Origin of the sequence: Shewanella sp. NFH-SH190041, assembly GCF_024363255.1 — a bacterium.
GTDB lineage: Bacteria > Pseudomonadota > Gammaproteobacteria > Enterobacterales > Shewanellaceae > Shewanella.
Map to the genome: position 1 here is coordinate 56161 of NZ_AP026070.1, position 22433 is coordinate 78593.

General features: G+C 47.2%; 15 protein-coding genes. 12 read left to right on the plus strand and 3 right to left on the minus strand.

The features are described 5' to 3' along the window. Positions 1 to 13: 13 nt before the first annotated feature. The 12 genes from NFHSH190041_RS00265 (at position 14) to NFHSH190041_RS00320 (ending at position 17321) form a co-directional block, all read left to right on the plus strand. Complete coding sequence (locus NFHSH190041_RS00265; RefSeq protein WP_261924986.1) at positions 14 to 2863, plus strand: formate dehydrogenase subunit alpha; 2850 nt, start codon at positions 14 to 16, stop codon at positions 2861 to 2863. A 20-nt stretch (positions 2864 to 2883) separates the two neighbouring features. After that, complete coding sequence (gene fdh3B / locus NFHSH190041_RS00270; RefSeq protein WP_261923348.1) at positions 2884 to 3474, plus strand: formate dehydrogenase FDH3 subunit beta; 591 nt, start codon at positions 2884 to 2886, stop codon at positions 3472 to 3474. Positions 3475 to 3491: 17 nt separating this feature from the next. Continuing rightward, the gene (locus NFHSH190041_RS00275) at positions 3492 to 4553 is read left to right on the plus strand and encodes a formate dehydrogenase subunit gamma (RefSeq protein WP_410010858.1); all 1062 of its coding nucleotides are present in this window, start codon (positions 3492 to 3494) and stop codon (positions 4551 to 4553) included. 627 nt (positions 4554 to 5180) lie between these two features. Continuing rightward, positions 5181 to 5378: a twin-arginine translocation signal domain-containing protein gene (locus NFHSH190041_RS00280; protein WP_261923350.1), complete on the plus strand. Its 198-nt coding sequence runs from the start codon at positions 5181 to 5183 to the stop codon at positions 5376 to 5378. 14 nt (positions 5379 to 5392) lie between these two features. Then, entirely contained in the window at positions 5393 to 8242 is a 2850-nt protein-coding gene (locus NFHSH190041_RS00285; RefSeq protein WP_261923351.1) for a molybdopterin-dependent oxidoreductase, read from the plus strand. A gap of 29 nt (positions 8243 to 8271) precedes the next feature. Beyond that, positions 8272 to 8841, plus strand: coding sequence for a formate dehydrogenase FDH3 subunit beta (fdh3B, locus tag NFHSH190041_RS00290; protein ID WP_261923352.1), 570 nt, complete (start codon positions 8272 to 8274; stop codon positions 8839 to 8841). A 57-nt stretch (positions 8842 to 8898) separates the two neighbouring features. Then, entirely contained in the window at positions 8899 to 9879 is a 981-nt protein-coding gene (locus tag NFHSH190041_RS00295; protein ID WP_261923353.1) for a formate dehydrogenase subunit gamma, read from the plus strand. Between the two features lie 992 nt (positions 9880 to 10871). Further along, a complete protein-coding gene (locus tag NFHSH190041_RS00300) occupies positions 10872 to 11972 on the plus strand; it encodes a methyl-accepting chemotaxis protein (protein WP_261923354.1) in 1101 nt (366 codons plus the stop codon). A gap of 6 nt (positions 11973 to 11978) precedes the next feature. Beyond that, a complete protein-coding gene (locus NFHSH190041_RS00305) occupies positions 11979 to 12566 on the plus strand; it encodes a methyl-accepting chemotaxis protein (RefSeq protein WP_261923355.1) in 588 nt (195 codons plus the stop codon). Between the two features lie 719 nt (positions 12567 to 13285). After that, positions 13286 to 14842 (plus strand): methyl-accepting chemotaxis protein, encoded by a 1557-nt coding sequence (locus NFHSH190041_RS00310; protein WP_261923356.1) that lies wholly within the window; start codon positions 13286 to 13288, stop codon positions 14840 to 14842. A gap of 266 nt (positions 14843 to 15108) precedes the next feature. Next, positions 15109 to 16446 carry a coproporphyrinogen III oxidase family protein gene (locus NFHSH190041_RS00315; RefSeq protein ID WP_261923357.1) on the plus strand — a complete coding sequence of 446 codons (1338 nt, stop codon included), beginning with the start codon at positions 15109 to 15111 and terminating at the stop codon, positions 16444 to 16446. 686 nt (positions 16447 to 17132) lie between these two features. Further along, positions 17133 to 17321: a hypothetical protein gene (locus NFHSH190041_RS00320; protein ID WP_261923358.1), complete on the plus strand. Its 189-nt coding sequence runs from the start codon at positions 17133 to 17135 to the stop codon at positions 17319 to 17321. A gap of 84 nt (positions 17322 to 17405) precedes the next feature. On the opposite strand, the gene NFHSH190041_RS00325 is transcribed toward NFHSH190041_RS00320, so the two are convergent. The 3 genes from NFHSH190041_RS00325 to NFHSH190041_RS00335 form a co-directional block, all read right to left on the minus strand. After that, positions 17406 to 17897, minus strand: coding sequence for a GGDEF domain-containing protein (locus NFHSH190041_RS00325; RefSeq protein ID WP_261923359.1), 492 nt, complete (start codon positions 17895 to 17897; stop codon positions 17406 to 17408). Beyond that, positions 17863 to 18174 (minus strand): protoglobin domain-containing protein, encoded by a 312-nt coding sequence (locus tag NFHSH190041_RS00330; RefSeq protein ID WP_261923360.1) that lies wholly within the window; start codon positions 18172 to 18174, stop codon positions 17863 to 17865. The genes NFHSH190041_RS00325 and NFHSH190041_RS00330 overlap by 35 nt, the downstream gene beginning before the upstream one ends. 90 nt (positions 18175 to 18264) lie before the next feature. After that, the gene (locus NFHSH190041_RS00335; protein ID WP_261923361.1) at positions 18265 to 22299 is read right to left on the minus strand and encodes a response regulator; all 4035 of its coding nucleotides are present in this window, start codon (positions 22297 to 22299) and stop codon (positions 18265 to 18267) included. Positions 22300 to 22433 lie beyond the last annotated feature (134 nt).

Genomic DNA, 22433 nt, shown 5'->3' on the forward strand with positions numbered 1-22433 from the left:
AGGAGGATGTGTGATGCAACTGACACGCACATCGAACCAGACCAAACCCGCTGAAAAGCCAGGTCTGGGGCTCAATCGCCGCCAGTTTCTCAGAACTGCCGGTCTATCTGCCGGCAGCGTAGCCGCAGCATCAGTACTGGGTACAGGATTGATGCGCAAAGCGCATGCCGAGTTTATTCCCCACGACGCACCTGTCGAAGTTAAAAAAACCATTTGTTCCCACTGCGCCGTTGGCTGCGGTATCTACGCCCATGTACAACAGGGAGTGTGGACCGATCAGGAGCCTGCTTTTGATCATCCCTTCAACTCTGGCGGTCACTGCGCCAAGGGGGCTGCTGTTCGGGAAGTCGGTCATGGCGAAAAACGCCTGAAATACCCGATGAAACGGGAAGGTGGTAAATGGAAACGTATCAGCTGGGAACAGGCCATTGAGGAAGTAGGCGCTCAGGCGCTGAAAATCCGCAAAGAATCTGGCCCTGATTCCGTATTTTTTATGGGGAGTGCCAAATTCAATAATGAACAGGCCTATCTGTATCGCAAATTCGCTGCCATGTGGGGCACCAATAATGTTGACCACAGCGCGCGGATCTGCCACTCCACTACGGTTGCCGGGGTAGCGAATACCTGGGGCTATGGCGCGCAAACTAATTCTATCAATGATATGCGTAACGCCAAGGTGATGCTATTTGTTGGCTCAAACCCCTGTGAAGCTCACCCGGTCGCCATGCAGCATATTCTGGTGGGGAAAGAGCGGGGCGCCAAAGTGATTGTGGTGGATCCTCGTTTTACCCACACCGCGGCTAAGAGTGATGAATACGTGCATCTGCGGCCGGGGACGGATATTCCATTTATCTACGGCTTACTATGGCACATTTTTGAAAATGGCTGGGAAGATAAAAAGTTTATCGAAGAGCGGGTATATGGCTTGGATCGCATCCGAGAAGAGGTAAAAAAGTTCCCGCCGGAGGTGGTGGAAAACGTAGCCGGTGTGCCGAAAGCTCAGATGTATCGCGTCGCAAAAACAATGGCTGAAAATAAGCCCGGTACCATTGTTTGGTGTATGGGTGGGACCCAGCACCACATGGGAAACTCCAATACCCGTAGTTACTGTATTTTGCAGTTGGCGCTGGGCAATATGGGGGTGTCTGGCGGCGGGACAAATATTTTCCGCGGTCACGATAATGTACAGGGGGCGACAGATTTTGGTCTGTTATTTGATACTTTACCCGGTTATTACGGTTTAAAAACGGGCTCTTGGCAACACTGGAGCCGGGTGTGGGATCTGGATTATGAATGGGTGAAGGGGCGTTTTGACCAAGGGACATATCTTGGTCAGGTGCCGATGAACTCCACTGGTATCCCTTGTTCCCGTTGGCTTGATGGGGTACTGGAAAACAAGGATAAAATTGCCCAGCGCGACAATATCCGAATGGCGTTTTTCTGGGGACAGTCCGTCAACACTGAAACCCGGGGGCCGGATGTTCGTAAGGCGCTGAATAAAATGGATATGGTCGTGGTGGTTGACCCTTATCCCACTATCGCCGGGGTGCTGCCAGAACGGCAAGATGGCGTATACCTACTGCCATCAACAACTCAGTTTGAAACTTATGGTTCGGTATCTGCTAGTAACCGTTCATTACAGTGGCGTAGTCAGGTGATCGAGCCGCTGTTTGAGTGTAAGCCGGATCATGAAATCATGTATTTGCTGGCGAAAAAATGGGGTTTTGACCAAGAGATGTTTAAGCATATCAAGGTCAATGGTACTGAGCCCCTGATTGAAGATATTACTCGGGAATATAATCGCGGCATGTGGACTATCGGTTATACCGGTCAAAGTCCGGAGCGCTTAAAACAGCACCAGGAAAACTGGGGTACCTTCAGTGTTGATAGTTTAGAAGCCTCTGGCGGTCCCTGTGCGGGAGAAACCTATGGCTTGCCATGGCCATGTTGGGGGACTCCGGAGATGAAACACCCTGGGACCCAAATCCTCTATCGAACGGATCGAGAAGTGCGCAACGGTGGTGGTACCTTCCGCGCCCGTTTCGGAGTACAGCATGATGGCGTCAATATTCTGGCCGATAATTCCTGGTCACTGGGCAGTGGCATTGAGGATGGGTATCCAGAATTTACTGACAAGATGTTGAAACAACTAGGGTGGTGGGATCAACTGACGCCGCAAGAGCAGCAGGCTGCGACGGGGCGCAACTGGAAAACCGATCTCTCCGGCGGTATTCAGCGGGTCGCCATTGCCAATGGCTGTTCGCCTTACGGTAATGCTAAAGCCAGATGTGTCGTCTGGACTTTCCCTGACGACATCCCGATCCACCGGGAGCCTCTCTATACCCCAAGACGGGATTTAGTGCCTAAGTATCCGACTTATGATGACCGGATGGTTGCCCGTCTCCCAACCCTGTATAAATCCATTCAGCAGCAGAACTTTGCTAGGGATTTCCCGTTGGTACTGACAACAGGCCGGCTGGTGGAATACGAAGGCGGTGGTGAGGAAACTCGCTCTAATGCCTGGCTGGCCCAATTGCAGCAGGAAATGTATGTGGAAATAAATCCACAAGATGCCCAAGACCGAGGGATCCGTAATGGCGATAAAGTGGTGTTGCACAGCCCCTCAGGCGCCAAAATCGGCGTTGCGGCGATGGTGACACCTCGGGTCGTCCCCGGGGAAACCTTTATGCCGTTCCACTTTGGCGGGGTGTTTGAAATGCAGAGTCTGGCCAAGAAATATCCTGCTGGGACAGAGCCGTTTGTGATCGGGGAGTCGGCCAATACGGCAATGACTTATGGCTATGATGTGGTGACCCAGATGCAGGAAACCAAGGCCACCCTTTGTCAGATCAGCAAAGCCTGACACTTGATGAGGAGATTCTTATGGCAGTCATGAAATTTTTGTGTGACACCAAGCGATGCATCGAGTGTAACGGTTGTGTCACCGCCTGTTCCAATGCCAATGATGAGGCCTTGGTTTGGGGGATCCAGCGCCGCCGGGTGGTCACGCTCAATGACGGTAAGCCGGGTGAGGCATCTATATCCGTTGCCTGTATGCATTGTACTGATGCCCCCTGTAAAGCCGTGTGTCCGGCCAACTGTTTTTACACTACGGATGAGGGCATTGTGCTCCACAACAAAGAGACCTGCATAGGCTGTGGTTACTGCTTCTATGCCTGTCCTTTCGGGGCGCCACAGTTTCCGCGTAAAACCAGTTTTGGCTCCCGGGGAAAAATGGATAAATGCACCTTCTGTGCCGGGGGGCCGGGGGAGAACTTCTCTGAAGAGCAACGTCGACTTTACGGGGCTAACCGTATTGCCGAGGGTAAATTACCGCTCTGTGCAGAGATGTGTTCCACCAAGGCCTTGCTTGCCGGGGATGCAGAGGTGATATCCAGTATCTACCGGGCAAGGGTGTCAGCCCGTAGCACGCCTGGCACCATCTGGGGTTACATTCCTGACACAGGTAACTGATAACGGGGGGCGAGATGATGTTACGCACACACTTACACCGCCTGTTACTCAGCCTAAGCCTGATTTGTGCCATGTTAGGTATGGCTGTGCAGGCTGCACCGGATAATCAGCAGCAGTTGGAGGCGGATCGCTTAGCTGAGCAGCAGCGTTATGTTGCAGCAGAGCAGCAACAGCTGACCCAACTACAGGGACATCCGGAAACCTCGACGGCGGATCTTTGGCGCGCCGTCCGAGCTGGGGATACTGGGTATACGCCGGCTCAGACATTTGAAGCCGGGAGGTTAATCAATGCCTTTGGTGAAGAAGGGCGGGTATTTCACAATACTTACTCTGTGCCCATTTTGGGCTTCGCTTTAGTTGGGGTGTTTGGGCTGTTTTTGGTGTTTTACTTTATCAATGGCCCGGCGCGACTGACCAAAGGCTTTTCCGGCAAAATGGTACTGCGCTGGACCCAAACCGATAGAGTTCTGCACTGGATTATGGCCATCAGTTGTTTGCTGATGATGCTAACCGGCATAGTGATTATGTTGGGGCGGCATGTTTTTGAAGATTTGTTGTCGCCATCGGTATGGGCGGCGCTGATCTACGGCAGTAAAACAGTGCATGACTGGACCGGGCCTGTGTTCATTGTGGCTTGGGTTCTGAGCATTTTGAAATGGATGCCAAAGCAGACATTCAAGATGTATGACCTAAGGTGGTTTACCACTGCCGGAGGCTATGTGCATTTCGGACCATTTAAAGGCAAACACCCGGATAGTGGTTTTGCTAATGCCGGGGAGAAACTCTGGTTTTGGACACTGGCGATATTTGGTCTGTTTATTTCCATTACCGGGGTAATTTTAGTGTTGCCTGAGCTGACCATTACTCGGGAAAGCTCGATGTTGGCACTGCTGATCCACGGGCTCAGTGCCGCTGTGCTGATTGCATTTACCATAGTGCACATCTGGATGGCGACCGTATTGAGTGAAGGTGGTCTTGAGTCCATGGTATCTGGTTATTGTGATGAAAACTGGGCAATTCAGCATCACAACCTCTGGTACGATGAAATCAAGGAAAATGGCACATTGCAGTATAAGTAAGCTACTGGTTAACCCTTAATAAAAACCCGCAGCATTGCGGGTTTTTTATGCTTCATACTTGGGGCTGTTGCCCTTGCAAGCTGATTTAACGTTTTATCTTTTTTTGTCTGAACATCTTCTGATTGCGATAACACATAACTCCCTGCAACAGGCGAATAATGTCGAGCGTGTTTTATCGGCATTGTGGGCAGTTTTTGTGTGTTACATATTGAAATATTGGTTTTATCGCATGTGCAGATGTTTTTTATTTGGCTGTTTTTTCTGTTTGGTTTTGTTTTTTGGTTCTAGCTGTACTTATATCTATTTTTAAGTGCTTTATGTATCATTTTGATACTTGTGTAATTGTGCTTAAATTAGTGTTATATATCAGCTTTTTGTTGATTTGTCTCATTTGTTCACTCTGTGTGATCTCGTCTGCAAATTTATATTTTACCTCCATTAATTCCGCTGTTAATCCTTGGTTTAGCCGGTATTTCTTTAGCCTTTTCTTTTATATTGCTTTCAAGCTCGACAAAAGCAGTTGTTTTGTCAGGGCTTGCTACTGATTTGCAACTTATTTTTAACTGGCTGTAAGTCAGGACTATCTGCCGTTTCGGCTTGCCGGAACACTTGAAATTAGGAGTCGCAATGAAAAAGTCAATGCCCGATATGAGCCGCCGGTCACTGCTGAAAAAGCTGACTGTAGGTGGCGCTGCCGGGGTCGCAATTGCTGCTGCCGGGATCCCTGCAGTACAGGCAAATGAAGCCAAAACCAATACGCCATCAAAAGATGGTTATCACGAAACTGCGCACATTCGTGCTTATTACAATAGCCTGCGCAGCTAATCAGGAGTCCAGCGATGAAGTTAACTCGCAGAACAGCAACCCCGGTGGTCAAAGCTGCCAGTATGGGGATTAACCGCCGTCAATTTATGAAGCATGCCGGTATTGCTACCGGTGGTATTGCCGCAGCTTCTTTGATGGGCACAGGGATGATGCGTCGGGCAGAAGCTGCTGACGTACCTTATGACGCCCCGATTGAAGTTAAACGCACCGTGTGTAGTGCCTGCGCGGTAGGTTGTGGCTTGTACGCTGAAGTACAAAATGGGGTATGGACCGGTCAGGAGCCAGCCTTTGATCATCCTTTCAACGCCGGTGGTCATTGTGCCAAAGGTGCTGCTTTACGTGAGCATGGCCATGGTGAGAAGCGACTGAAGTATCCAATGAAGCTGGTGGATGGCAAATGGAAAAAGATTTCTTGGGATCAGGCCATCAATGAAGTGGGCGATAAAATGCTGCAGATCCGCCAGGAATCTGGTCCGGACTCAGTTTACTTTATGGGCAGCGCCAAGTTCTCTAACGAGGGCTGTTATGCTTACCGTAAACTGGCCGCGATGTGGGGCACCAATAACGTCGATCACTCTGCCCGTATTTGTCACTCTACCACTGTAGCCGGTGTGGCCAACACCTGGGGTTATGGTGCGCAAACTAACTCGTTTAACGATATTCAAAACACGAACGCGATCTTCTTTATTGGTGCTAACCCGGCTGAAGCTCACCCGGTGGCGATGCAGCACATCTTGATCGCCAAAGAGAAAAATAACGCCAAGATTATCGTGGTCGACCCTCGTTTTACCCGTACGGCGGCCCATGCGGATCTGCACTGTGCTATTCGTCCCGGTACTGATATTCCGTTTATCTACGGTATGTTGTGGCACATTTTTGCCAATGGCTGGGAAGATAAGGCCTTTATTGCCTCCCGTGTCTTTGAAATGGATGCCATCCGCGCGGAAGTTGCTAAATTCCCGCCAAAAGAAGTGGCAGATATCTGTGGCATTACGGAAGAGTCCATCTATCAGGCAGCTAAGCTGATGGCGGATAACCGCCCTGGCACTGTGGTTTGGTGTATGGGGGGAACTCAGCACCATGTGGGCAATGCTAACACCCGTGCTTACTGTATTTTACAGCTGGCGCTGGGCAATATGGGCGTGTCTGGTGGCGGCACCAATATTTTCCGTGGCCACGATAATGTTCAAGGTGCGACGGATCTGGGTCTGCTGTTTGATAACTTGCCAGGCTACTACGGTTTGACTTCTGCGGCATGGCAGCACTGGACCAATGTCTGGGAGCTGGATATGGCGTGGATGAAGAGTCGCTTCGATCACGGCACTTATCTGGGCCGTGAGCCGATGACAACGCCGGGTATCCCTTGTTCCCGTTGGCATGACGGTGTGTTGCTGGAAAAAGATAAGCTGGCGCAGCAAGATAATGTCCGTCTGGCCTTCTTCTGGGGGCAGTCTGTTAATACCGAAACCCGTCAGTCAGAAGTGCGTGATGCGCTGGACCGTATGGATACCGTCGTCGTGGTTGACCCATTCCCGACGATGGCCGGGGTGATGCACCGTCGCAAAAACGGGGTATACCTACTGCCTGCAGCGACCCAGTTTGAGGCGACCGGCTCTATCTCCAACTCTGGCCGCTCTATCCAGTGGCGCGAGCAGGTTATCCAACCTCTGTTTGAGTCTAAAAACGACATTGAAATTATGTACATGCTGGCGAAAAAAGTCGGAGTGGCGGAGCAATGGGCCAAGCGCTGGAAGATTGAAAACAATATGCCAGTAGTAGAAGACATTACCCGGGAAATTAACCGGGGGATGTGGACTATTGGTATGACAGGCCAGAGCCCTGAGCGGATCAAAGCTCATACCCAAAACTGGGGCACATTCAATAACAAGACGCTGGAAGCGGACGGCGGTCCATGCCGTGGTGAGACTTACGGTTTGCCATGGCCATGTTGGGGCACTCCGGAAGCTAAACATCCGGGTACCCAGATCCTCTACAACACAAGTAAGCATGTGAAAGACGGTGGGGGTAACTTCCGCGCCCGTTATGGGGTGGAGTATCAGGGTCAAAACCTGTTGGCGGAAGGCACCTTCTCCAAGGGCTGTGAGATTGAAGATGGCTATCCGGAATTCTCCGACAAGCTGCTGAAACAGCTCGGCTGGTGGAATGAATTGACCGCAGCAGAGCAGGCTGTGGCTGAAGGCAAAAACTGGAAGACTGATCTGTCCGGCGGCATTGTCCGTGTGGCGATAAAGCATGGTTGTATTCCATTTGGTAACGCGAAGGCGCGCTGTATTGTCTGGACCTTCCCGGACAAGGTGCCTGTACACCGTGAGCCGCTGTACACCGCGCGTCGGGATCTGGTGTCTAAGTACCCGACCTATGACGATATGCAGGTGCACCGTCTGCCAACGCTGTATCGCTCAATTCAGGAAAAAGATGTTTCTGGCAAGTACCCGCTGGTGCTGACTTCCGGCCGACTGGTGGAGTATGAAGGCGGCGGGGAGGAATCTCGCTCCAATCCTTGGCTGGCTGAGCTGCAGCAGGAAATGTTTGTTGAAATCAACCCGGCTGATGCGGCGGACCGCGGGCTGCGTGATGGTGAAATGGTGTGGTTGGAAGGCGCTGAAGGTGGCCGGATCCACGTGATGGCCATGGTGACCCCAAGAGTTCCTAAAGGGGTGACATGGATGCCATACCACTTCGCCGGTGTGATGCATGGCGAGAGCTTAGCGCCCAACTATCCGCAAGGCACAGTGCCTTACGTATTGGGTGAGTCCTGTAATACGGCACTGACTTACGGTTATGACCCAGTGACCCAGATGCAGGAAACCAAAGCATCTCTGTGTCAAATCGCCAAAGTCTAAACGCAGCTTACATCAGGAGAAATGCCAGTATGGCTACAATGAAATTTTTGTGTGATACCAAGCGCTGCATTGAATGTAACGGCTGTGTCACTGCCTGTAAAAACGAAAACGCCTCTGCTTTAGAGTGGGGGATCAGCCGCCGCCGGGTCGTGACCATTAATGATGGTAAACCGGGTGAAGCTTCTATCTCAGTGGCTTGTATGCACTGTAGTGATGCTCCTTGTATGTCGGTGTGTCCGGCTAACTGCTTCTACCGCACTGAAGATGGTTTGGTGTTGCATAACAAAGATACCTGTATCGGCTGTGGTTACTGTCTGTATGCCTGCCCGTTTGGGGCGCCGCAATTCCCGAAAAGTGGTGCCTTTGGTGCCCGAGGAAAAATGGATAAATGTACTTTCTGTGCTGGTGGTCCGGAAGAGAATCACTCAGAAGCAGAGCTGAAAAAGTACGGTGCTAACCGTTTGGCTGAAGGTAAATTGCCGATGTGTGCGGAGTTGTGTGCCACCAAATCACTGCTGGCCGGTGATGCGGATATGGTGTCAGCTATCTTCCGTGAGCGGGTCGCTTACCGTGGCGCCAACAATGCAGCCTGGAAATAATCCAAGCTGACAGCATTTATCCACTGCCCCTGCGGGGGCAGCATAAGGGGATAGAGTATGAACAGATTGTTCAAACATCTGGGCATTGCTTTCACGCTACTCTTTAGCGCGGTTTGCTTTGCTAATGGCGGTGAACAGGTCGTGGCTCAAGCTCAGGACGCGCAGGTTTGGGCGCAACTGAAAGATGGCGTCACAGGTTACACCGCATCAAAAAGTGAGTTTCACGGTCAAGCGATTAATACCTATGATTTACGGGTATTAGATCTGCGGGCAGATTGGTTAGCCCCGGCGCTGATGGCTGCGCTGTTTGGCATGATTGCTGTCTTTTTGGTGTTTATCAAGGTCAATGGTATCTCTAAGCTACACCATGGTTTTTCCGGCAAGATGGTATACCGCTGGTCAAAGTCTGATGTTGCCATTCACTGGTTAGGGGCTTTGCCGTGTCTGCTATTGATCCTGACCGGGTTAGTATTATTGGCTGGGCGTTTCTTTGTGCAGCCGTTTATTGGCGAAGGCTTCTGGGCATCGCTGGTATACGGTGCTAAGCAGATCCATGATGTGTTTGCCATTCCATTTATGATCGGTTGGGTACTGATGACCCTGTTGTGGGCCAAGAACCAGATGCCCAAAATGTACGACGTTAAATGGTTTATGGTCGTGGGCGGTTATATCAATTTTGGTCCGTTCAAAGGTCAGCACCCGGATGCCGGGTTTGCTAATGCCGGGGAGAAACTCTGGTTCTGGACTTTTGCACTGTTCGGGCTAGTGATTTCTGCCTCTGGTATGTTGTTGCTGTTCCCTAATCTGTTTGAGCCTAGCCGTACCTTGAGTTTGATTGCGCTGATCCTGCACGGTATTAGTGCCATCATTATCTGTGCTTTCTCCATCGTACATATCTTTATGGCCACCGCTATGTCTGAAGGGGGTATGGAGTGCATGATTTCTGGCTACTGTGATGAGAATTGGGCAACCCAACATCACAACCTGTGGTTTGATGAAATCAAGGCAAACGGTACGCTGAAGTACAAAGAGTCATAGCGTTTATTGAATGATTTTATGACTGAAAAGCCCCGTCAACGCGGGGTTTTTTGTTGTCTATTGTTAATGCTTGCAGGGATAGTGCAACCCCATTTTTAGTCTGTAAATCAATAGACTGGTTAAAGGTGTGGTCATCACTTGATGTTTGAGACTGATAATTTTTGTATCTTGATGGGGGATGAAAATGTTAGAAAAAAATACTTTCTTTATGATTTGATGTACGGGTAAAGATGTATTTTGCGGTTTTATATTCAACGTATAAATAAATGCGGAGAAGTACAAAATATCTTCAACATATGGTAATGAGGTTGATATAGAATTAAGAGATAAACACTATCTTGTTCGTGATGATTTTCATGCCGATATTTATCGATGTTAATATTAATAATTATATTAAAGTTAATTATTAGGAAATGATTTTTAAAATTGGCGATTTAAATATTTATCCTGAAATATTGAATATTGTTTGCATTTATTTTTTACTGTCGAGTGAGTAAGTATAACTACTCGCTTTGGATTTTTGTCTAATGACACTATTTTTTATAGTGTTTTTTAGATTGTCATGAGATTTCTTATTGGTGTCTGAGCAAATAAGAGATATTTTATTTATAGCAGAGATGAGAATATTTTTTTATTCTTTTGCACAAATGGCAAGCTAAATATCAATTACAATATTCAGTAAATTAATAGAATATCTATGTTAGGCGAATAAAATTAGCGTTATGCTAATTTTAATCATATCAATTAAAACAATTATTAAACACATATTCATAAATGATGCTATTTCATGAAAGTGTGATCAGTGTCTCATTATATTTTTGGGGTGTTTTTTTATTGTTGATTAATTGAGGGGTAATAATATTTATTTCTTAAATATCAAATATTTGTGTTTTATTAATTTAAAAAGTTAATTGCAATATTTCTTTTTTATATAGGGATTAGATTAACCTTTAGCTTACGATAGCGTAGAAACAGAGCAAAGTGTTTATTTTGTGCTCTTTATGGTCTATTTACTTGAAAATAAGACGAATTTTAATATGTGTGTGTCGATGTTAATTATGGTTTGGCGACCCGCTTTATTTCGTCAGTATATAGGCCCTCCTATGATCAGAAATATTAAAACGAGTATTTTGACTCTTTTCCCATCCATGCTTGCTAATGTGTTGATGGTTGTAATTGGAATTTATGCATATGTATCATTTAACCATTTAGATCATACTAATCAGAGATTATTAAGAAATACTGAATTGTCTTCCGATTTCACCCTTATCAGAGAGCAATTTTTCCAACTGCGTTTAGCAACCTTTAAGCAGAATTTATCTGAAGCTGAAACCTATCAGCAGGCTCTTAAGAAAGAGCTCGCTGTTGTAGCCGGCTTGAATGTGAATTTCTTGGGGGCACAGGCTGAGAATGTATTTAATCTAAGGTCTGAAATTGATGAGTATATTCAACTGTATAAGCATGAATTAGCATTAGCAAAGCAGATGAATACCAAGCCTGAGCTGACAGAGCGGCGGCAGGTATTAGGCCCTAAAGTGAGCGAACAAATTACTGATATTGTTGGTGCTATTATTCAGCGCAATCAGGTGTTGGGGGCCAACACGACCAAGGCAATTCATTTAGTAAAATTGGTGATGATCAGTTTGATTTTTTTGGCGATCATTTGTTCAGTTATTGCCGCTATTATTACCAGTCGTAAATTGGTTGCTGTGATTAATGTGATTAAGTCTGTTATGGGGCGTTTGGCTAAGGGAGAACTGACACATAAAACAAATATCAAAGGGAGGAATGAGTTATTTTCCCTTGCGGCAGACTTGGATAAGGTGATTGTTTATCTGCGTACTCTGCTGTCTGATATCGGTTCTGCAACCCACCATATGTCTTTTCAAGTGACACAATTACAGGTGCAATCAGAGGCGAATACCAATGCACTGCAAGCCCATACGATTGAAACTGATCAGGTGGTGACGGCAATGGCTGAGATGAGTGCGACCGCGCATAATGTTGCCCATGATGCATCTTCAGCGGCTCAGTTTACGCAAAATGCCAGCGATCAAGGGGAGCGTTCTAAAACCGCGGTTGAGCAAGCATAGAGTACTGTGGCGGCGTTAGTCTGTGAGGTTGATGCTGCCGCAGATACGATTAATGAGATGAACCAGAATACCCGTCAGATTGCTTCTATTTTGAATGTGATTGGCGAGATTGCAGAACAGACCAATCTGTTAGCATTAAATGCGGCGATAGAGGCTGCTCGAGCCGGGGAACAGGGGCGTGGTTTTGCCGTGGTTGCTGATGAAGTCCGGGCGTTGGCAGCAAGAACGCAGGCCAGTACTTCTGAAATCAACAATATGCTGGAGAAGTTGCGTAGTGGGGCCGATTCAGCTGTTGCGGCAATGGAAAAAACGAAAAAGAGTTGTCAAGTGACGGCAACGACGACATCTGTGGTTACTCGTAATTTAGTAGAGTTAAATACTTACGTTTTTGATATCAATGGATTGACCAGCCAAATTGCAACCGCGGCAGAAGAGCAAAGTTCTGTTGCGGAAGAGATTAATCGTAATTTGACAACCATTCGGGAAATGGTTGATAAGCTTAATCAAAACAGCCAGGCAACCTTAACAACTTCTTCTTCTCTAGATAATACGCGCGGGCGTTTGGCTACCATGGTAGAGCACTTCAAACTTTAATATCGTGGCTTAATTTTAATGTAGATATTTTATTCGTTTTTGCTGACGCAGCCGATTTAGTAATAAGTCGGCTATTTAGTCTATGTTGCAATTTATATTGCATGCTGTACCAGCAAATAATGATGTTCTCATCCATTAGATAAACTGAGGTTATTGTTTACGCTGTGTTTACATGGGAATAGGGCTTAAATGATACAGGTTTATTTTATTCAACATGCTGATTCTATATGTTGATTTAATAATGTTCAATTTAGTTTATCTAGTTGATAAGTATGGATATAGATTAATAGGCCACCGCGGTGTTGATAGATTTATCGTAGTATTTTGTGCTAACTAGACAATATGAAAACACTTAGAAGGTTGAAGCCATTTTAATGTTGAAATTGAGATGTTTGTCACACTTCTATGGCCTGGTTAATACACTGTGAGCAGTAAGTGTAAGTCATTATAGATAATCTTATAAAAATCATTGTGTTAATTCTTTTTGCTAAAGAGAAAATGCGGCAGGTTTGCTGCTTAGATGTCAGGATGAAGTAACGATTAGCTTAACGCAGAGAGTAAAAGTTGTGCATTGATACCCCCTTCACCTGTAGTGGGTTTGCCTGTATATCTGACTAATTCTAAGATGTTTCCACTTATAACTTACTCTGACTTAGCGCAATACTTCGCGGTCAGCATAAAGGCTTCCCTCGATGATTAAAAATATCAAGACAAGCATCTTGACGGCCTTTCCGTCGGTGTTTGCTAGTTTATTGATGATTGTGATTGGTGTGTACACCTTTGCCGCGTTTTCCCAATTGGACGATACCAATCATCGGCTGGTACGAAATAGTGAACTCTCCTCTACGCTAACCCATATTCGTGAACAGTTTTTCCAGGTTCGATTGTCGACTTTGGTTCATGATAATGCCGCTGTTGAACGTTACCATAAGGCCGTGGATGATATGGTAGGTTCTCTACCGCAGTTTGATATGGCCTTTTTAGGCGAGCAGGCTCAAGAAGCCTTAGCGCTAGAAGGTCAAATCGATCAGTATTTACATCTTTACCATCAGGAACTTGCTGATGCCAAGCAAAATGGTACTCCGCCTGTGCTATCCCAAGCTCGAAAGGAGATGGGGCCACGGATCAGTCAGCGTATTAGCACCTTGGTTGGTAAAGTATTAGATCGTAACCATCAGTTGGGTAATAAGACCACCAATGAGATTGATCATGTTGAAGTTGTCATCATGATTATGATTTTAATTGCTATCTGTTTGTCTGTGATCGCAGCGATTGTGACCAGTCATAAACTGGTTGTGGTGGTGAATAAGATTAAAACGGTTATGGGGCACTTAGCTCAAGGTGAATTGACATATAAAACCGATATTAACGGTAATAATGAGCTGTATTCTCTGGCAGGTGATCTGGATAAGGTGATCGACTACTTGCGCAGTATGTTATCCAATGTTGCTACCGCTTCTGAGCATATCTCCACTCAGGTCAATGAGCTGAAAATTCAGTCAGAAGCTAATACTAATGCACTGCAGGCCCATACCATTGAAACCGATCAGGTGGTAACCGCCATGACGGAGATGAGTGCCACTGCCCATAATGTGGCTAATGATGCCAACTCTGCTGCGCAATATACGCAAAAAGCAAATGATCAGGCGGAGAAATCCAAAACGGTAGTTGAGCAGGCTTCAGAGACCGTCAGGGCGCTGGTTACGGAAGTGGATACGGCTTCTGTCACTATCGGTGAAATGAATCAGAATAGCCGTCAAATTGCTTCAGTGTTGAATGTGATTGGTGAAATTGCTGAGCAAACTAATTTGTTGGCGCTCAATGCAGCAATTGAAGCTGCCCGTGCCGGAGAACAGGGACGAGGATTTGCCGTGGTCGCTGATGAGGTTCGAGCCCTGGCTGCACGAACCCAAGCCAGTACCACTGAAATTAATTCGATGCTGGAAAAATTGCGTAATGGGGCTGAATCAGCCGTAGCAGCTATGGATAAAACCAAACATAGTTGTCAGGACACGGCAGATACTACCTCTGTGGTGACCAGTAACTTGGATGAACTCAATTCTTATGTATTCGATATTGATGGTTTGACCAATCAGATTGCTACTGCTGCTGAGGAGCAAAGCAATGTTTCTGAGGAGATTAACCGTAATCTAACCACCATTAGGGAAATGGTTGAAGAGCTGAACCGTAGTAGTATCGCGACATTAAAGGCGGCCGAAGCTTTAGATGATACCCGTGGTCAGTTATTAGATGTTCTAGGTCATTTCCGTCTGTAGCCGTTAATGCTCGCTGTGATGGCACATTGATATATTCATATCTTTGTGCCATCCGCTAAATTACTTAATTATGATCTGGCGCGCAAAAGCGAGCTTGGTTTTTAGATAGGAAACAGTAATTTCTAGCCAGTTCACGGTTTACCCACCCTATTACCGATACCCTGCTAAATTAGTAAGGCTAGCCACAAAGAGGTATAGCCATATTTGAGTATTTTCCAACACCTTATTGTTGGAAACCCTTGATTAACTGCTAGCTGGGAATGGGTATGTCGCAAATTATTCACACACTCGACAATGGACTGATTAAGCCCTACGAGGCCAATATTACGGTACCGAACTGGATGTTGTCCGGTATGGAACGGGTAATGCAACATTATGTGGATAAGAATCTGCGGCTGGATACTGTTTCCGCTGATGTGATGCCAGCACCTGTGGCAGGGAAAAAGTACATGCTGTATGCCCATGTGCCTTTCTGTCACACCCTGTGTTCCTATTGTACATTCCACCGCTTCCTGTTTAAGGAAGACAAAGCCAGAGCCTATTTTATCTCACTGCGTAAAGAGATGGATATGGTGAAAGCATTGGGTTATGACTTTGAATCCATGTACATAGGTGGCGGAACTACCACTGTGCTGGAAGATGAGTTGGTGAAAACCATTGAATATGCTCGCACGTTATTCCCGTCTATCAAGGAAGTCTCTTGCGAGTCTGATCCGCGCCATCTAGATACCCCCGGATTCAAGCAGCTCAAGGGCTTAGTCGACCGCATGTCTATCGGCGTACAAAGCTTTGATGATGGCATCTTGAAAATGACTGACCGGTTGGAAAAATTCGGTAGTGGTCAGCAAGTTTTCGATAAGGTGATGGCGGCGAAAGAGCTGTTCCCGATTGTAAACGTTGATTTGATCTTTGGTTTCCGCGGCCAAACTGAAGAGGTGATCCGTCATGATCTGGAGATGGCCCGTAAGTTGGATCCGCGTCAGATTACCACTTACCCATTGATGATCACACACCAGACCCGTAAGAGTGTAAAAGGTAAGCTGGCAGCAGAGCAGAAGGATATGGCCAATCAGTATCGTCAAATCCTAAATTCCTTAAATGGTCAGTACAACCAGTTGACTGCCTGGGCATTTGGTAAAGCCAACAATGAGGGTTTTGATGAGTACGTCATTGATTATGACGAATACCTCGGTGTTGGTTCTGGTTCATTCAGTTTCCTGAATGATACCTTGTATGTGAATACTTTCTCGTTGCGTAACTATCAGGAGCGGCTCGCGGCCGGTAAGATGGGGGTTGAGCAGCAGAAACGGTATTCGAAAAAGGACGTGATGCAGTACCGTTTCTTATTGGGTATGTTCTCTGGTCGGTTATCCCGTCAGTATTTCCGGGAAAACTTTGGGGTAAATCTGGATACGGCACTGTTTAAGGAAATGACCTTTATGAAGGCCATTGGGGCACTGAAAAATGACCCCGCCAATCCAGAAGAATTGATCATCACTGATAATGGCAAAATGATGGGATTATTGATGATGAAAGAATTCTATGCTGGCATGGATAATGTTCGTGCCCAATTACGTCGCCCATTAAAGCCTTGTGATATGTAATACCATAGTGCATCGACGATGAGTCAGTCAGCGAGAATAGAAAGGCACACAGACCAAGCGTTAGGTTGAAGGTCTAGTGGGAACAATCAAAACTTGTTAACCCAACGTATGTGCCTTTCCCCACTCTTTGATAAGAGCAATTGTCTTTGCGGCTTGGTCTAAGTTTTAACCGGTATTTTGCCATTTAGCCGGTTTTTAGCAGGCCTGCTATTCAGCAGGTTCTGTTTTTTTCCTGCGGTTTCAGAGTTATCACCTTCATCGCCAGCGAGACAGGTATCTTGTTTAACTCGTCTCTCTATTTACCCCTATTTTGATGCTAACGCACTGATATTTGCCCTTAACGACAAACCACCCACCGCGACTAAAACGCTTTTATCCCAAACAAAATATCATCATGGAAAGTCAACACCCCCTAGGTTTCGACACTGAAATAGTGGCTAAACGTTCGGGTCATTTTATCTCTGTGGCAAATTTATTTTTTGCCTGATGTCGCTAAGTTACAGGGTGAAAGTTTGATCCATATCTCAGTTAAGGTGTTGTTTGCAAAGGTTATCACTTCCATGAGAGGTAATATTACCGAAAATTGAATTATATATTAGTAATATTGCGGTTATTTCTTACGGTATTGATTCAAAAAACTGATTGGATTAACCTTGGCACAACATTAACAGGACAGAGGCTGTGAAATGAGCAAACCGGTCAAATTCTCCGTTTTTTGCGAACGCTACCAGCTGGATGCCACTGAGCAAGATACCCACAGACTGTATAACGTGTACGTCGACCGTTTGGATGTATTCAATAAAGTGCTCAGTGACCTGATTGTTGCCGAGGCGATAGCCAAAGCGAGGGATGCCACGGCAGGTGTCCGCAGATAATCACTGTTTAACTGCTTGTTTAGCTCGGCAATGCCGGGCTTTTTTGTGCCTAAAAATGGTAACAAACTGAGAGGGGTATCATGATTAACTGGCATTGCGTACCAGTTTTAACTTATTGGCTTTATGGCGTTTTTTCATTCGGCACATGGCTTTATCCGCTTCGCCGATCAACTGCTCAGCATTGTCATATTTGACCGGCCCCGTCTGTACTAATCCTATGCTGATTTTTAAATCCTTTAATGTGCGGCGGATCTCTGACTGAATACGGTGGCTGAAGGTTTCCCGAGCTTGTTTTGCGGTACATTTGGGCAGGATGACACAGAACTCATCCCCACCGTAGCGGAAACAGCAATCCTCCGCCCGACTGAACGTGGTAATAATTCTTGCGACCTCTCGCAGTATCTCATCTCCGCGTTGATGGCCCTGGGTGTCATTGATCAGCTTGAAATCATCAATATCGATATACACCATGGTTACTGGCTCATTACGGCGCTCTGCTGCTCGCAGCACTTTGGTGACAATGGTGTTTAGGTGGCGGACATTAAGCAAGCCGGTTATTGACGTAATCTGGCCCATAGCTGCCAGAGAAGAGATCCAAAATATATTTGCGCTGCGCCAGGCTTAGGCGGTGTAGGGTATCAGCGTCCCCGATCAGTAAAGAGATCTCAGGGTTGCTGGTTTGCTGTTCATAGAAAGCGTCGACAATTTTATCTAGCCTGGCGTCGATAAAGCCCTGCAGTTTATACAGTTGCTGCACATCATCATCGGTAAAACCAAACAGTTTTTTACGCTGTTCGATTTCAAAATCATTGAATTTCAGTTGCTCCAGTAACGTTTTATCTGTTTCCCGCATAGCCGTCCCTGTTATCGCGGTAGAAAAATACCAGCACTAAGCTTAGCGTTGTGAGACAGTTTTGCCATCAACTGACGGAATTGAGCGCCATTATCCAGCGGCTTTACTTTGATGGATCAATTGGTTTAGGGCGTCATGGGCAGTGGCAAAATCATTTTCTGCTAGCGCCTGTTCTACTTGGCTAAAATCGATGCCCATTTGATCCACTGCCTCCGCGTTCTGTTTCAGCAGGCTGATAAAGTCGCCAGCTTGATTGTCAGCCTGTTGCAGTAGCATGCCTAACTGCTGTAGTTCCATCAGAAACTCTGCACTGTCATAAGCTCGGACGGTTAACGCGACTTCTGCTTGATGAGGGGTATCGGGCGGAAGCGCCTGTTCGATTTGTGTCAGCAATGCTGTGAGTCGGGGGATAATATCATTTGGTGGCAGTTGGCCATTATGGCCATATTGCTCCAGCTGATGACCCAGTGTAATCAGCGGCTCAGCGGCAATATTCGCTGCCGCCCCCTTCAGGCTGTGACCAGCCAAGCGTAATGCGGTGTAGTCAGCCTTGACCAGTGCCTGAGTGATTGCCGGTAGCTCTAATCGTCGGCTGTTGAGAAAGCTGCGGACTATCTGCCAGTACAGGGGGCTATTCCCCCCCAGTCTGGCAATACCGTCAGCGGTATCCAGTACCGGTTGACTGTCACTGGATACCGCTCCATTAGGGCGTTCTGTCGCGCGGTTTTTTTGCATTGTTGCTGCGGTAGGCTCTGCGGGATTAACTGTGGTTCGGCCATTGTGCAACCAGTGGCTGACCTTGGTAATTAGTGCTGCGACATCTATGGGTTTGGCAATATGGTCATCCATGCCACAGGCCTGACATTGCTCAATATCTTGCTCCATTGCGTTGGCCGTCATCGCCAGGATCGGTAGTTGCTGGTAAACGGGATCTTGCCGGATAAGTTTGGTGGCAGTAATGCCGTCCATCACCGGCATTTGTATATCCATCAATATGAGATCAACATGCTGCTGTGCCAGTATTTCTAGGGCGGCTTTGCCATGTCGGGCACAGATAATATCAGCACCATAGGGTGCCAAAATACCGCTGGCCACTTCCTGATTGGTGTCATTGTCTTCAACCAGCAAAATACGAGATTGGGCCAACACAGCGGTCATATCTTGTGCTGTATCAGCGACCAGAGCGGGTTGTTCTGACGCTGGTAATGGCAGAGAAAATGCCTGCAGTAGTGCGTGATATAACATGGATGGCAGTACAGGTTTGAATAAATTGCTGACAAACAGGGTTTCACAATCACCGGTAAGACCGATATCCCGGTGGCCATCACAGATCAATATGGCCTTGGGCTTGTGCTGCAGTAATTTATCCTGCAGCTGGCGGGTTGTTTCAATGCCATCCATACCACTGAGCTGGCGGCTGATCAGCATGGCATCAATACCTGTGTCGGCGTCGGCTTGGGTTATCGCCGTCAGTGCGGTAAAGCCGCTTGTCGCGATTTCCACCTGACACCCCATGGCCCTTAGTTGCTTGGCCATTACTTGCGCTGTGTTGCTATGCTCTTCAACCAATAGCAGGCGTTTTTTTGCCAGCGCTGGTTGCGGCGGGCAGATCGGGGTTTGTTGTTGCAGCGTCAACGGCAAGATAAAGCTAAATTCGGTGCCTTGCTCCGGGCTGCTATTTACCCGGATTTCTCCTGCCATCAGTTCTATCAAGCTTTTGCTGATAGTCAGGCCCAGTCCGGTGCCACCATAACGACGGGTGATGGAACCATCAGCCTGAGAAAAAGATTGAAATAACTGCTGCTGTTGGACTTGGGTCATGCCGATCCCGGTATCGGCAATGGTAAATTCCAGTTCTACATGATCGGTTGAACGGGATCGCTGCTGTACCGTTACGCTGACTTGGCCCGATTCAGTAAATTTGATCCCGTTACCACATAGGTTGATCAGGATCTGTCCCAATCGTAATGGATCGCCTATAAGCCCGCTTGGCATCAGGGGATCGATATCGAAAAGTAGTGCGAGATCTTTTTCCGCTGCCCGGATCCCGACGACATCAGACAGACTGGTAAGGACTTCTTCCAGTTGAAACGGGATCGCTTCCAGTGTCAGTTTGCCTGCTTCTACTTTGGAGAAATCAAGGATGTCATTAAGGATCCCCAGCAGGGACTTAGCCGCATTGTCGATTTTACTGACATAGTGGCGCTGCGGCGCAGACAAATCAGAATGCATCGCCAAATGCGCCATGCCGATAATGGCATTCATCGGCGTGCGGATTTCATGACTCATATTGGCTAAAAACCGGCCCTTGGCTTCACTAGCATCATCAGCCGCTTGTTTGGCTGCGCGCAATTCCAGTTCTAATGCTTTTTGTTCACTGGCATCAACAAAGAGTCCAACGATGCCTTTGGGTTCTCCCTGGCTGGAATAATAGGTCGCTTCATAGACACGGATGTGCCTTAACTGTCCGTTGGCATTGTGTAGTGTCAGTTCATATTCGGTGCAGCCCGGTGAGTTAAGTAGTGCGTGCTCGGTATTGGTAAAAATAGCGGCGATATCCGCTGGGAAGTGTTCAGCAGGAGTTGTTTCGAGAATATCGGTTTCAAACAGACCAAGAAAATCACTGAAGCCAGTATTAACGCCAATATAACGCCCTTGATTATCACGGTAATACATGGGGCTAGGAATGGCATTGATCACCTGCTGATTAAACTCCAACTGTTCGGTGATTTGCCGCTCTGCATTGGCCTGCCGCTCAGAATTTCGGGTTAATTCGAAATTAATGGCCAAATCACTACGAACGGATTTAAGCCAAAGTAGCGTATCTGAAGATAGCGGGCCAACGGTGCCAAGCTCCAATAAACCGATTACCTGCTCATTGACCCTAAGTGGGAAGAAATGCAGTTCATCCAGTGTCAGCTCACCGCTAAGCAGGGGAATGCGGTAATGTTGCTGCAGTTGAGTCAGGGCAATATGTCGCCGGGTCTGCAATTGTTGGAGTTGCACCTGATCTGTGGCAAATAATTGTTGCGCGCTGTGCTGGCCATAGCCAAATCCTGCGACGCGCTCTAATCCTTCTGCGCGGTAGCTGTAGAGCCCTAACAGGGGAAGCTGAAATCGGCCAGCGATAAAGTCGATAATATGCAGCCCAAAACTGGCCGCACTGTTACTGTCGCGCATCACATCGGCAAACTCCTTTACCGAGGTGTTTCGCTGTAACTGGGCCCGTACTTCCCGCAAAATTTGGTTTTGTGCTCGGGCGAGCTTGGTTAACCCACCTTGATGCTGCTCCTCGAGTTGAAAATCATAGTTATGCTGCGTTACCTGCTGTACTAAGCATTGTTGCAGTCGCGTAGCTGGCACCAGGTAACGGCGCCATAACAGCACGAAGGTGCCGGCTAATACCCCGGCTAACGTCAGTAATATCGTTAATTGCCATAAATAGACTTGGCGGATGGCCATCTGGCTTTGCTGTAGCTGCTGTTGGCTACGCTGATAAACCGCCTGATAAAACTGCGCTATCGGCGTCATGATTTTGCCTTTTTCCTGGAAATAACCATTACTGAACAGCAATGCTCTGGCTAGTTCGGGATCCGCTGTAATCTTGTCTATTCCTTTTTCTGTACGGTTTACTCCTTCAATGGCGTCGAAAGCCTGTCTTTCCAGATTGACCAGATTATCTGACAAGAGTAGCGCTTGACGCAGTTGACTCAGCTCAGCATCGGTAATGCCAGCAGCAGCCATGCGCTCTAATAAGGAAGGGTGACGTTTTTGTTGGCTGCCTAGCTGTAGCAGAATTTCCCCCGGTGTGGCGGCTTTATCCCAATAGGCAAAGTGATGTCCCGGTGGCAAAGGGGCAAATCCATTACGTACGGCTAATACTCTGTCAAATAGCTGTTTCCATTTAGGATTACCTGTGGCGGCATAGGCGCGGGCAAATTTGGTGAGGTGCTCGGAGCTTTGCCGTAGCTCTTGAGCCAACATAATTTGTTGCATGGCTGCACTGATATCAGCATCGATAGCGCGGCTTTGATTGTTGAGCTGATATAGCAGTATGCCCAAAATTAACAGCAGTGAAACCATGATGCTGCAAAGCAGCGCAAACAAAATGCGAATGGAAACCATAACCGTGCCTGTCTCGGGGGATATCCGTGGTATTTAGATAACCCGTTAAGCTTAGGCAAGTTTCTGCTTTTACGCTCAACCCGTCAGATAGCAATAAAGCCACACGAGGTGGCTTTATGTTAAGGGGCGATAAC

Bases quoted from the DNA above. Each gene is read 5' to 3' on its own strand.
- NFHSH190041_RS00265 (WP_261924986.1), top strand. From the start codon at position 14: ATGCAACTGACACGCACATCGAACCAGACCAAACCCGCTGAAAAGCCA.
- fdh3B (WP_261923348.1), top strand. From the start codon at position 2,884: ATGGCAGTCATGAAATTTTTGTGTGACACCAAGCGATGCATCGAGTGT.
- NFHSH190041_RS00275 (WP_410010858.1), top strand. From the start codon at position 3,492: ATGTTACGCACACACTTACACCGCCTGTTACTCAGCCTAAGCCTGATT.
- NFHSH190041_RS00280 (WP_261923350.1), top strand. From the start codon at position 5,181: ATGAAAAAGTCAATGCCCGATATGAGCCGCCGGTCACTGCTGAAAAAG.
- NFHSH190041_RS00285 (WP_261923351.1), top strand. From the start codon at position 5,393: ATGAAGTTAACTCGCAGAACAGCAACCCCGGTGGTCAAAGCTGCCAGT.
- fdh3B (WP_261923352.1), top strand. From the start codon at position 8,272: ATGGCTACAATGAAATTTTTGTGTGATACCAAGCGCTGCATTGAATGT.
- NFHSH190041_RS00295 (WP_261923353.1), top strand. From the start codon at position 8,899: ATGAACAGATTGTTCAAACATCTGGGCATTGCTTTCACGCTACTCTTT.
- NFHSH190041_RS00315 (WP_261923357.1), top strand. From the start codon at position 15,109: ATGTCGCAAATTATTCACACACTCGACAATGGACTGATTAAGCCCTAC.
- NFHSH190041_RS00320 (WP_261923358.1), top strand. From the start codon at position 17,133: ATGAGCAAACCGGTCAAATTCTCCGTTTTTTGCGAACGCTACCAGCTG.
- NFHSH190041_RS00325 (WP_261923359.1), bottom strand. From the start codon at position 17,897: ATGGGCCAGATTACGTCAATAACCGGCTTGCTTAATGTCCGCCACCTA.
- NFHSH190041_RS00330 (WP_261923360.1), bottom strand. From the start codon at position 18,174: ATGCGGGAAACAGATAAAACGTTACTGGAGCAACTGAAATTCAATGAT.
- NFHSH190041_RS00335 (WP_261923361.1), bottom strand. From the start codon at position 22,299: ATGGTTTCCATTCGCATTTTGTTTGCGCTGCTTTGCAGCATCATGGTT.